The organism is Sphingomonas sp. 1F27F7B (assembly GCF_005503355.1).
Taxonomy (GTDB): domain Bacteria; phylum Pseudomonadota; class Alphaproteobacteria; order Sphingomonadales; family Sphingomonadaceae; genus Sphingomonas.
Genome location: NZ_SCMK01000009.1, coordinates 98,854 through 109,759 on the forward strand (window position 1 = coordinate 98,854; position 10,906 = coordinate 109,759).

General features: G+C 68.8%; 15 protein-coding genes. 9 read left to right on the forward strand and 6 right to left on the reverse strand.

Translation table 11 applies throughout. The annotated features are described in order from the left end of the window. Positions 1-55 precede the first annotated feature (55 nt). The 6 genes from FFS08_RS10535 to FFS08_RS10560 all read left to right on the forward strand — a co-directional run bounded on the left by FFS08_RS10535 (position 56) and on the right by FFS08_RS10560 (position 4,637). The gene (locus tag FFS08_RS10535; protein ID WP_137861669.1) at positions 56-937 is read left to right on the forward strand and encodes a cytochrome c oxidase subunit 3; all 882 of its coding nucleotides are present in this window, start codon (positions 56-58) and stop codon (positions 935-937) included. Then, positions 900-1,340 carry a DUF983 domain-containing protein gene (locus tag FFS08_RS10540; RefSeq protein WP_137861670.1) on the forward strand — a complete coding sequence of 147 codons (441 nt, stop codon included), beginning with the start codon at positions 900-902 and terminating at the stop codon, positions 1,338-1,340. Before FFS08_RS10535 ends, FFS08_RS10540 begins: the two co-directional genes overlap by 38 nt. Further along, positions 1,340-1,963 carry an SURF1 family protein gene (locus FFS08_RS10545; RefSeq protein ID WP_137861671.1) on the forward strand — a complete coding sequence of 208 codons (624 nt, stop codon included), beginning with the start codon at positions 1,340-1,342 and terminating at the stop codon, positions 1,961-1,963. The genes FFS08_RS10540 and FFS08_RS10545 overlap by 1 nt, the downstream gene beginning before the upstream one ends. Before the next feature lie 48 nt (positions 1,964-2,011). Then, positions 2,012-3,403 carry a threonine synthase gene (gene thrC / locus FFS08_RS10550; RefSeq protein ID WP_137861672.1) on the forward strand — a complete coding sequence of 464 codons (1,392 nt, stop codon included), beginning with the start codon at positions 2,012-2,014 and terminating at the stop codon, positions 3,401-3,403. Positions 3,404-3,471: 68 nt separating this feature from the next. Continuing rightward, complete coding sequence (locus tag FFS08_RS10555; protein ID WP_137861673.1) at positions 3,472-4,341, forward strand: class I SAM-dependent rRNA methyltransferase; 870 nt, start codon at positions 3,472-3,474, stop codon at positions 4,339-4,341. Next, entirely contained in the window at positions 4,341-4,637 is a 297-nt protein-coding gene (locus FFS08_RS10560) for a hypothetical protein (RefSeq protein ID WP_137861674.1), read from the forward strand. Before FFS08_RS10555 ends, FFS08_RS10560 begins: the two co-directional genes overlap by 1 nt. 3 nt (positions 4,638-4,640) lie before the next feature. Here FFS08_RS10560 and FFS08_RS10565 read toward each other — a convergent pair whose 3' ends face one another. From FFS08_RS10565 to FFS08_RS10580, 4 genes are read right to left on the reverse strand one after another with little or no spacing between them, the layout of a single operon-like run. Continuing rightward, the gene (locus FFS08_RS10565) at positions 4,641-5,150 is read right to left on the reverse strand and encodes a barstar family protein (RefSeq protein WP_137861675.1); all 510 of its coding nucleotides are present in this window, start codon (positions 5,148-5,150) and stop codon (positions 4,641-4,643) included. Beyond that, positions 5,150-5,788: a heme exporter protein CcmB gene (locus FFS08_RS10570; protein WP_137861676.1), complete on the reverse strand. Its 639-nt coding sequence runs from the start codon at positions 5,786-5,788 to the stop codon at positions 5,150-5,152. Before FFS08_RS10570 ends, FFS08_RS10565 begins: the two co-directional genes overlap by 1 nt. Beyond that, complete coding sequence (ccmA, locus tag FFS08_RS10575; protein ID WP_171012554.1) at positions 5,785-6,351, reverse strand: heme ABC exporter ATP-binding protein CcmA; 567 nt, start codon at positions 6,349-6,351, stop codon at positions 5,785-5,787. The genes FFS08_RS10570 and ccmA overlap by 4 nt, the downstream gene beginning before the upstream one ends. Next, the gene (locus tag FFS08_RS10580; RefSeq protein ID WP_137861678.1) at positions 6,348-6,740 is read right to left on the reverse strand and encodes a metallopeptidase family protein; all 393 of its coding nucleotides are present in this window, start codon (positions 6,738-6,740) and stop codon (positions 6,348-6,350) included. The genes ccmA and FFS08_RS10580 overlap by 4 nt, the downstream gene beginning before the upstream one ends. A 48-nt stretch (positions 6,741-6,788) precedes the next feature. On the opposite strand from FFS08_RS10580, the gene FFS08_RS10585 reads away from it, so the two are divergent. Continuing rightward, a complete protein-coding gene (locus FFS08_RS10585) occupies positions 6,789-7,076 on the forward strand; it encodes a 4a-hydroxytetrahydrobiopterin dehydratase (protein ID WP_137861679.1) in 288 nt (95 codons plus the stop codon). 156 nt (positions 7,077-7,232) lie between these two features. Here the strand turns inward: FFS08_RS10585 and FFS08_RS10590 are convergent, their stop codons facing one another. Both FFS08_RS10590 and FFS08_RS10595 read right to left on the reverse strand, forming a co-directional pair. Further along, positions 7,233-7,775, reverse strand: a complete 543-nt coding sequence (locus FFS08_RS10590) for a hypothetical protein (RefSeq protein ID WP_137861680.1) — start codon at positions 7,773-7,775, stop codon at positions 7,233-7,235. Continuing rightward, on the reverse strand, positions 7,772-8,551 hold the full coding sequence (locus tag FFS08_RS10595; RefSeq protein ID WP_137861681.1) for an SDR family oxidoreductase: 780 nt from the start codon (positions 8,549-8,551) through the stop codon (positions 7,772-7,774). Before FFS08_RS10595 ends, FFS08_RS10590 begins: the two co-directional genes overlap by 4 nt. Positions 8,552-8,605: 54 nt before the next feature. Between FFS08_RS10595 and FFS08_RS10600 the strand changes: the two genes are divergently transcribed. Beyond that, the gene (locus tag FFS08_RS10600) at positions 8,606-9,373 is read left to right on the forward strand and encodes an ATP-binding cassette domain-containing protein (RefSeq protein ID WP_137861682.1); all 768 of its coding nucleotides are present in this window, start codon (positions 8,606-8,608) and stop codon (positions 9,371-9,373) included. After that, positions 9,370-10,887 carry an ABC transporter permease/substrate-binding protein gene (locus tag FFS08_RS10605; RefSeq protein WP_137861683.1) on the forward strand — a complete coding sequence of 506 codons (1,518 nt, stop codon included), beginning with the start codon at positions 9,370-9,372 and terminating at the stop codon, positions 10,885-10,887. The genes FFS08_RS10600 and FFS08_RS10605 overlap by 4 nt, the downstream gene beginning before the upstream one ends. Positions 10,888-10,906: the final 19 nt, after the last annotated feature.

Genomic DNA, 10,906 nt, shown 5'->3' on the forward strand with positions numbered 1-10,906 from the left:
CGGGAAGCGATTTCGCACCGTAAAGCTTGCTGCAAAATAGGAGCAGGGAAGTTCGATGGCCGGGGCAAAGAATCACCAGTACCATATCCTTCCACCCAGCATCTGGCCGCTGTTCGGCGCGTTTGCGGCGCTGGTGCTTGCTTCGGGCGGCATCATGGTGATGCACAGCTATCCGAGTGCCTATCTCGTCTTCTTCGCCGGCGTGGCGCTGGTGGCGATCACCATGTTCGGCTGGTGGAGCAAGGTGATCCAGGAAGCGCATGCCGGCGATCACACGCCGATCGTGCAGCTCCATCTGCGCTACGGCATGATCCTGTTCATCGCTTCCGAAGTGATGTTCTTCGTCGGCTGGTTCTGGGCCTGGTTCGACTTCTCGCTCTTCCCCAGCCACGTCGAGGCGGTCGGCGGGCAATGGCCGCCCAAGGGCATGGAAGTGCTCGATGCCTGGAAATTCCCGCTGCTCAACACGCTGATCCTGCTGCTCTCGGGCTGCACCGTCACCTGGGCGCATCATGGGCTGATCCACAATGAGCGCGGCGGCGAGAAAAAGGGTCTCTGGGGCCTGATCGGCGTGGGCGAGAACGACACCGTGCTGAAGGGCCTGTGGCTCACCGTGGTGCTGGGCCTCACCTTCAGCTGCCTGCAGGCCTATGAGTACAGCGAGGCGCCCTTCCCGTTCAAGGCGGCATCCGAGGGCGGGTCGAGCTATGGCGGCGCCTTCTTCATGGCGACTGGCTTCCACGGCTTCCACGTGATCGTCGGCACGATCTTCCTGTTCGTGAACCTGGTCCGCGCGTACAAGGGCGACTTCACGCCGAAGCAGCATTTCGGTTTCGAGGCCGCGGCCTGGTACTGGCACTTCGTCGACGTGGTGTGGCTGTTCCTCTTCGCCTCCATCTATGTCTGGGGCGGCTGGGGCGCGCCGGTCCACGGCTGACGTGACCGACAGCGCGAACGACATTTCCGGGGGAGGCGGTCCAGTACCACCTCCCCCGATCCTTTCGGGGACCAGGGGTGCCTGCCCCTGCTGCGGCGCGCCCACGCTGTTTCGAAGCCTTGCGGGCTTTGCCGAGCGCTGCGGCGCCTGCGGGCTGGACTTCACGCGGTTCAACGTCGGCGACGGGCCGGTCGTGTTCCTGACCCTCGGCATCGGCGCGCTGGTCACTGCGCTGGCGCTATGGGTGGAGTTCCGCTTCCAGCCGGGCCTGCTGGTCCATGCGCTGCTCTGGATTCCGTTCACGGCGGCGCTGGTGATCCTGGCGCTGCGCTTTTCCAAGGGCCTGTTGCTCGCGCTCGAATATCGCAACCGCGCCGGCGAAGGGCGCGTTCGGGGCGAATGATGCCGCGATTTCCCCTGGTCCCGACGTTCCTCGTCGCCCTCGCCGTCGCCGCGATGATCGCTCTGGGCGTGTGGCAGCTCGCGCGCCGCAGCGAAAAGCTCGTCGCGCTCGAACGCTATGCCGCCAATTTCGAGAAGCCGGAAATGGCCTTTCCCCGCCTGCCGGTGGGCGACGAGAATCTGTTCCGCCGCGCCAGCGCCTTCTGCCTCGAAGTGACGGGCTGGCAGAGCCAGGGCGGCCGCGCGGCGAGCGGCGCCAATGGCTGGCGCCACATCGCCCGGTGCCGCACCGGCGCGGAAGGCCCGGCGCTGCTGATCGACATGGGGGTGAGCAGCGATCCCAAGTTCGCCCCCATATGGAAGGGCGGCCAGGTGAAGGGCACGATCACCCATGCCCCCGATCACCGCCCGCTCCTCGCCGGACTGTTCGACAGCGAGCCGAAGCATCTGATGCTGATCTCCGAAGCCGCCGCGCCCGGCCTGGTGCCCACGGCCAGGCCGGACCTTTCGAGCGTGCCGAACAACCACCTCTCCTATGCGGTGCAGTGGTTCCTGTTCGCGCTGGTGGCGTCGGTGATCTATGTGCTGGCGCTCAAATGGCGGCGGAAGCCGAAGGCGCCCTAAAGCTCGGCTTTGTTGCCTGCGGCATTGCACCCCGCTAACGCCACCCGCATGCGATATCAGAGCACCCGAGGCGGCGCGCCGCTGCTTGGCTTCCGCGACGTGACTCTCGCCGGGCTGGCGAGCGACGGCGGCCTGTACGTTCCCCAGAGCTGGCCGCGCTTCAGCCGCGAGGATATCGAAGCGCTGAAGGGCCTCTCCTATGTCGAGACCGCCGTCCGCGTGATGGCGCCCTTCACCGGCGAGGATCTGAGCGAGGATGAACTGCGCACGCTGTGCGAGCAGGCCTATGGCCGCTTCGCCCAGGCGGCGGTGACGCCGCTGGTCCAGCTCGACCATCGCCATTTCCTGCTCGAGCTGTTCCACGGGCCGACACTGGCCTTCAAGGATGTCGCGCTCCAGCTGCTCGGCCTGCTCTTCGAGAAGTTCCTGACCGGCAGCAGCGAGCCGCTGACCATCGTCGGCGCGACTTCGGGCGACACCGGCAGCGCTGCGATCGACGCAGTCGCCGGGCGGCACGGCGTCGACATCTTCATGCTGCATCCCAGGGGCCGGGTCTCGGACGTGCAGCGCCGCCAGATGACGACGGTGCTGGCGCCGAACGTCCACAACATCGCCATCGAAGGCAGCTTCGACGATGCCCAGGCGATGGTGAAGGCGCTGTTCAACGACGCCGCATTTTCCGGCCGCTTCCGGCTCAGCGCAGTCAACTCGATCAACTGGGCCCGATTGATGGCGCAGGTGGTCTATTATTTCTACGCCGCGGTCCGCCTGGGGGCCCCGGCGCAGAACATCGCCTTCGCGGTGCCGACGGGCAATTTCGGCGACGTGTTCGCCGGCTATGTCGCGGCGCGGATGGGGCTGCCGGTCGAGCGGCTGATCGTCGCGACCAACGTCAACGACATCCTTCATCGCGCGCTTTCCAGCGGCGACTATTCGGCAGGCAGCGTCACCCCGACGGCAGCGCCGAGCATGGACATCCAGGTGAGCTCGAACTTCGAGCGGCTGCTGTTCGACCTTGCCGACACCAGCGTGGCGGAGCAGATGCGCGGCTTCGAAGCTTCCCGGGCGATGCGCCTCACCGACGCGCAGCAGAAAGGCGCGGCGAAGCTGTTCGCCAGCGACCGGATCGATGCGGACGCAATGAACGCGACGATGCGCTGGGCCTCGGCCGAAGCGGCGCAGGTGATCGACCCGCACAGCGCGATCGGCCTCGCCGCCGCGCGACGGGCGGACCTGCCGGCCGACGTGCCGGTCGTCACGCTGGCGACGGCGCATCCGGCCAAGTTCGCCGACGCCGTCGAGCGCGCCACCGGCGTGCGGCCGTCGCTGCCCGCGCGTGTCGGCGATCTGTTCGACCGGCAGGAGCGCTACGACGTGCTGCCGGGCACGCTGGAGGCCGTGCGCGAATACATCGCCGAACGCGCCAAACCGCGTGCGTAGATCCTCCCCGGGCGGGAGGGGATTTGCGGCGGATGACGAGAGAGGATTGCGCGTCTAAGACGCCTTCCATGGACCTGATCACTCTCACCGGCGAGCCCTGGGCCGATTACGGGCTCGTCGACAGCGGCCATGGCCGCAAGCTCGAGCGCTACGGCAAATATCGTTTCATCCGCCCCGAGCCCCAGGCGATGTGGGCGCCCGCGTCCGACAATTGGGACGCGCATGGCGAGTTCATCCCCGGCTCGGACGAGGATGGCGGCGGCCGCTGGAACCTCACCAGGCCGGTGCCGCGCGAAGGCTGGCCGCTAAGCTGGGAGGAAGTGCGCTTCACCGCGCAGAACACGCCGTTCCGCCACCTCGCCTTCTTCCCGGACATGTCGCCGGTCTGGCACTGGATGCGCGCGCGGATCGACGGGATGGACGCCCCCGAATGCATGAACCTGTTCGGCTATACCGGCGTCGGCAGCCTGGCGCTGGCGGCGAAGGGCGCGCGTGTCACCCATGTCGATGCCTCGAAGAAGTCGGTCGCGGAAGGAAAGGCCAATGCCGCGCTGTCGGGGATGGAGGACAAGCCCATCCGCTGGATGATCGACGACGCCGCCAAGTTCACCGCGCGCGAGGTGCGGCGCGGGCGGCGCTATGACGGGATCATCCTCGATCCACCCAAATGGGGCCGGGGCCCCAATGGCGAAGTGTGGAAGCTGGAGGAGGGCCTGCCCGGGCTGATCGCCGACACCGCGAAGCTGCTCGATGCGGATTCGCGCTTCCTGTTCCTCACCGTCTATGCCGTGCGCATGTCGGCGCTGGCGATCGGCGAGCTGCTCCGCCAGCATGTCGCGCACCTGCCCGGCAAGGTGGAATGCGGCGAGCTGGCGGTTCGCGAGGAAGCGCGCGGGCTGGCGCTGCCGACTGCGATCTTCGCGCGCTGGAGCCGCTGATGGGGCTGTCGGTCTTCCTCGCCACTGCGGTGGCCGACGCCGTCGAAGGCCGCCGGCCCGGCGCGCGCCATGCCATGCTGATCTATGTTTCGGCCGACAGCTTCGAGGAGGCCCAGCCCAAGGCCGCCGGAGTCGCGCTCGGCGCGGGCTGGATGCTGGTGCGCCTGGAAAAGGGCATGGAAGTCGCCGATCCCGCCGCGACCGAAGACCCGGTGCTGCGCGCCGCCGCCGCGACGGCGCTGGCCGAGGGTTCGGCGATGGTGGTGTATGGCGACGAGCTTCCGCCCGAGGCTTAGGCTTCAGCGGCGCCGGCGTGCCGCCTCGCGCGCATTCCAATTGGCACTTCGGCCGCCAATGCCCGGGCAGGCATAGGTCGCATCGTCGGTCTGCACGAGCACGACCAGGATATGGCCGAAGAGCAGATGGTCGCGCGACGCCGATTCGAAGATGTCGAGCAGCGCATGCGCGCGATCCCGATCCGCGTCCGCGATCAAATGAAACCCGTCAAGGACCAGCGCGCTCTTGCCCGACGATCCGAAGGGATAGCCGGCCATCGCGTCGTTCAATGCATCGAGATTGCCAGACCAGGGCAGGTAGCCAAACTGATCTTGCCAGCGCAACAGATCGGCGAATTGCCGCTCGAAGCCGGGGCTCCCGTCGCGACAGGATATCTCGGCCAGCGCATAGCCCAGCGCAGCCAGATCGGCACAGGCATCGGCCAGTATCTCGGGGCTGTGGAACAGGTTGACCGCACCGTTCTGAAGTAGCGGCCAATCGGCCCGGTCATGACGATCGCCTTCGGCGAACATCAGCTCCGCCCCATCCGGATCGCCGCACCCGCCACGAACGGGCAGCCGGCCACCAGCACCAGGCTCACTGCGCCGAGCAGCTTGAGTGCGCCGGGTTGATCGGCGGTGGCGCCGAAGATCAGCAGCGGGACGGCGAAGGGCAGCATCACCAGACCGGCCAGCGCGCCCGCGCCGCGCAGGCCCGCGACCAGCGCCGCGGTGGCGACGCCCAGCGCCGCCAGCCCCGGCGTGCCGGCCAGCAGCGCGAGCAGCAAGGGTGCCAGCGCCGCGCCGGGAAGCTGGAGCAGCCCCGCGGCGATCACCGTCGCGGCGAGCAGGGCGGGCGCGAAACCGAGCCAATGGCCGGCGACCTTGGCGGCGGCCACCCCGGCATCGGGCAGGCCGCGCACCGCGAACTGATCGAGCACCCCGCTCTCCAGGTCGGGCGACACCAGCCGCTCGACCGGCAGCAGCGCCGCGAGCAGTGCCGCCGCCCAGATCACGCCTGGCGCGATACGCCCGAGCAGTTTCGGATCGGGGCCGATCGCAAAGGGAAAGAGGATCGCCACCAGCAGGAAAAAGACCAGGGGGAGCACCATCCCGCCGGTGCTCCACGCACGCCGCAGCTCGCGCCGGACGATCGCGGCATAGGGGCTCACAGGCGCACCGCCCGGGCGTCGGGAAGCGCGATCGGCAGATGCGTCGCGACCAGGGCGATGCCGCCGGCTGCCCGGTGACGGGCGATCAGGCCCTCGAGCAAGGCGACCGAAGCGGCGTCGAGCCCGTTGGCCGGCTCGTCGAGCAGCCAGATCGGCGCGGCGCTCGCCACCACCCGCGCCAGCGCGGCGCGGCGGCGCTGTCCGGTGGAGAGCATGCGGACGGGAACCGGGGCGAGATCGGCGAGATCCACTGCCGCCAGCGCGGCACCGATCGCGTCGCGGCGGCCGTCGAGCCCCGCCCAGAAGCCCAGCGCGGCGCGGAGCGGCAGCTCGGGGTCGAGCGCGGCGGCCTCCGCCATCAGCGCGCAGGCGCCTTCCCGCTCGATTCGGCCCGCGGCGGGCGCGAGCAGGCCGGCGGCGATGCGGATCAGGCTCGATTTGCCGATACCGTTCGGACCGGTGACGAGCGCGGCCTCGCCGGCGGCGAGCGCGAGGTCGAGCCCCTCGAACAACAGCCTTCCCCCGCGCAGGCACGCGACGCCGCGAAGGGCCAGGGCGCTCACTCGGCCGAATCTTCCAGCGCGTGCATGTCGTCGTCGGAAAGCCCGAAATGATGGCCGACCTCGTGCACCACCACATGCGTGATCAGCGCTTCGAGCGTAACCCCGGTATGCACCCATTCGTCGAGCAGCGGGCGGCGATAGAGATGGATCTCGTCGGGCATGGTCACCCCGTCCCAGGCCGATTTCTCGCCCATCGGCCGGCCGCGATACAGGCCGGTCAGGTCGAACGGATCCTCGATGCCCATCGCGTCGAGCGTCTCGTCATCGGCGAAATCCTCGACCATCAGTACGATGTCGGCAAGGTGGTGCTGAAACGGCTCGGGGATACGCGCGAGCGCGGCGCGGGCAAGCGCCTCGATCATGGCGGCGTCTGGGGCTTGCCCGGTCATGCCGCCGGGAATAGGCCGGGGAACGGAGCTACGGCAAGGAGGCAGTGAATGGTGGCGCGTCTGACGGATGGACTTCGCGAGGAATCGCTCGCGGCGCTCCCGGACTGGACCTGGGATCCGGCGCGCGACGCGATCACCCGCCGCTTCGAGTTCGCCGACTTCAACCAGGCGTTCGGCTTCATGGCCCGCGTGGCGCTGCTCGCGGAAAAGGCGGACCATCATCCCGAATGGTCGAACGTGTGGAACAAGGTCGACATCCTGCTGACCACGCATGACGCGGACGGGCTCTCCACTCGCGACATCCAGATGGCGCAGGCGATCGACGCGCTGCTCTAGGGGCTGTCGCCATTTGGTTTGCAATGCCGGATCGCCTGCTTGGCTCGACCGGCCGGACTTCCGCCCGGTCGCTCTTCGACCAGTCGGAAATGGGATCAGCGCACGTAACAGGATTGCGCGCTGCGCGCCGATCCGGCCGAATCGGCGGGATCGGGCCTAGCCCCCGCAGCGCAGCTTGCTGGCGCGCGCATAGTCCGCCGCCAGCCGGTCGGTGTCGGCGGCATAGGGCCTGGGCAATTCGGCCTTGATCCGGGTCCAGACGGCCGCGCCGCCGGGCGTGCAGATCACCCGCACGAAATCCAGTCCCTGGCCCTGCTCGTAATGCGCGCGTGGCATCAGCCCTTCCTGGACACGGGCCCAGATCTGATAGGTCGCCCAGCCATGTTCGCGCATCAGATAGTCGAAGCGCAGCTTGTCGGCGGGGTCGAGCGGCCGGCTGCCGTCCATGCCCGCCCGGAACATCTCGGCAATGTCGCGCGAGCCGTAGATCGAAGCGCGGAAGGACGCCCATTGCGCCTGGGTGTCGTTCGCTTCGCTGCGCGCCGCCACGCGGTTGCTCTCGTAGAGCTGGATCCCGACGAACACGAGCGACAGCACCACCGCGAGCGCGCTGACGATCTGCCCGACGAACGCCCAATATTCCATCCGGTCGCGGTGAAAGATCGGGCGCCGGGAAGCGCCCCCTTCCCGTCCGCTCACTTGAACGCCCGGCGCTGGAGCTTGCGCAGCGTGCCGGGCATCCAGCGCGCCATGAACCAGAGGCGATGCGCGGTCTTGCCCACGCGGGTGTGCACGTCGCGGCGGATGTCGAGCATGTGGCGGACGGTCTTCACCACTTCCTCGACCGGCGTGATCTCCAGCCCGGCCGCGCGCACCGATTCGCGCACGTTGCGGTTCGAATCCTGGGTGACGTGGTTGAGCAGCGGCGTCTCGATGAAGCTCGGCATCAGCGAGCCGACATAGATGCCCTCCTGCCCCCATTCGGCATTGAGCGCCTCGGCGAAGCCGCGCATCGCGAACTTGCCGGCGCTGTAGATCGACATGCCCGCATTGCCCGAGATGCCGGCGGCCGAGCTGGTGACGATCATCGCCGATCCGGGCGTTGCCTTGAGCAGCGGGTGCGCCGCGCGGGCGCCGTTGACGACGCCGTTGATGTTGATCGAAAGGCCGCGGTCGATGTCAGCGTCGGACATGGTCTCGAGCTGGCCGCCCACCGCGATGCCGGCATTGTTGAACAGGAAGTCGAGCCGGCCGCCGCTCTTGCCCGCGAAATCGGCGAGCGCGGCCCTCCAGGCATCGCGGTCGCGCACGTCCATCGCATAGGTCTCGGCGCCCGGGATCGCGGCCTTCGCCGCCTCCAGCCCCGCCGCGTTGACATCGGCCAGGCCGACCAGCCAGCCGTCCGCCGCCAGGCTCCTGGCGACGGCGAGACCGATACCCGATGCGCCGCCCGTGATGAATGCCGCCTTGGCCATTGCCTCACCCTCCATCTTTGACCTTTGGCATTTCATCCCGCACAAAGCGCCGCGATGCCAGAGCAAAGCCGCTCCGTTACCTTCAAAAATGTCAGCAAGGTCTGGCCTGGGGGTGTGAGGGCCGTGGACGGCGTGTCGCTGGACGTGGCGGCGGGCAGCTTCGTGGCGCTGGTCGGGGCCTCGGGATCGGGCAAGTCGACCTTGCTCAAGATGGTCAACCGGCTGATCGAGCCGAGCACGGGCGCGGTGCTGGTGGGCGACGCACCAGTGGACGCCGGCCCCGCGCCGGAGCTGCGGCGGCGGATCGGCTATGTCTTCCAGAATGTCGGGCTGTTCCCGCACATGCGCGTCGCCGAGAATGTCGCGATCGGGCTGCGGCTGGCAGGCGAGAAGGACACGGCCGAGCGGGTTCGCGAGCTGCTGGAGCTGGTCGAGCTTTCGCCCGAAATGGCCGGGCGCATGCCGGATGCGCTTTCGGGCGGCCAGCGCCAGCGCATCGGCGTGGCGCGGGCGCTGGCGACGGGGCCCGGCATATTGCTGATGGACGAGCCCTTCGGCGCGCTCGATCCCGTCACCCGCGACGGGCTTGGCACGGCGATCCGCGCGCTGCACGATCGGATGGGCCTCACCACGATCCTCGTCACGCACGACATGGCCGAGGCGCTGCTGCTCGCCGATCGGGTGCTGGTGATGGAGCAGGGCCGGATCGTTGCCGATGCCACGCCGCGCGAGCTGCTCGCCGGCAAGGGCGGCGCGGTGGCGGACGCGCTGGTCGCCGTGCCGCGCGCGCAGGCGCACCGGCTGGCGGAGCTGGAGGAATGAACGCACTGGCCCGGGTGCCCGAGCTGCTGGCGCAGCATCTGCTGCTGGCGCTGGCCGCGCTGCTGCTCGGACTGGTAGTGGCGCTGCCGCTGGCGGTGTTCTCGGCACGCAACAGGATCGTGGGGCGAATCGCGCTGGGCTTTGCCAGCCTGGTCCAGACCATTCCGAGCTTGGCGTTGCTGGCGCTCTTCTACCCGGTCCTGCTCTCGCTCTCGGCCCTGGTCGGGGGCGGCATTCCTGCGCTGGGCTTTCTGCCTTCGCTGCTGGCGCTGTCGCTCTACGCATTGCTGCCGATCCTGCGGAACGGCGTGACCGGGCTGGCGAACATCGATCCCGCGGTGATCGAGGCGGCGGACGGCGTGGGGATGACGGCGGCGCAGAAGCTGCGGCTGGTCGAGGCGCCGCTGGTGCTGCCGGTGCTGATGGCCGGCATCCGCACCGCCGCGGTGTGGACGATCGGCGCGGCGACGCTCTCCACCACGGTCGGCCAGCCGAGCCTGGGCGACCTGATCTTCGCCGGCCTGCAGACGCAGAACTGGTCGCTGGTGCTGACCGGCTGCATCGCCGCCGCCGCACTCGCGCTGGCGGTGGACGGGCTGCTGGGGCTCGCCGAGCACGGCATCGCGCAGCGGAAGCGGGGCCTGATCTGGGGCAGCCTCGGCACGCTGCTGGTCGCCGTGGCGATCGCGCTGATCCCCGCCCTGCCCGCGGCGCGCGGCACCGTCACCATCGGCGCCAAGGGCTTTTCCGAGCAATATATCCTCGCCCGGCTGATCGGGCACCGTCTGGAAGCGGCGGGATACAAGGTCCGCTACCGCGAGGGGCTGGGCTCGGCAGTCGCGTTCAGCGCGCTCGCGAGCGGCGATGTCGACGTCTATGTCGATTATTCGGGCACGATCTGGACCAACCAGATGCAGCGCCGCGACGTGCCGCCGCGCGACGCCATCGTGCGCGGCGTCACGGATTGGGCCCGCGACCGGCACGTGACGCTGCTCGGCTCGCTCGGCTTCGAGAACGCCTATGCCTTCGCCATGCGCGGGGACGACGCCAGGAAGCGCGGCATCGCCAGCATCGCCGATCTCGCGCCCGTGGCGGGCAGCCTCAACCTCGCCACCGATGTGGAATTCCTCGAACGCCCCGAATGGGCAGCGGTGAAGAAGGCCTACGGCCTGAGCTTCAAGTCCGCCCACCCCTATCAGCCGACCTTCATGTACCGCGCCCTCGCCTCCGGCACGGCCGATGTGATCCCCGCCTTCTCATCGGACGGCAGGATCGCGGCGGACAAGCTCGCCATATTGACCGATCCGAAGGGCGCGATCCCCGGCTATGACGCGATCCTGCTGCTCGCCCCCGCCCGCGCCAACGACCTGCGCTTCCAGGCCGCGCTCAAGCCGTTGATCGGCGCGATCCCGGTCGAGCGCATGCGCGAAGCCAATTACATGGTCGATCGTGACAGCGGCAAGGCCAGCCCCGACGATGCGGCGCGCTGGCTCGAACGTGGACTCGCCCGATGAATTTCTGTTATCGCTACCA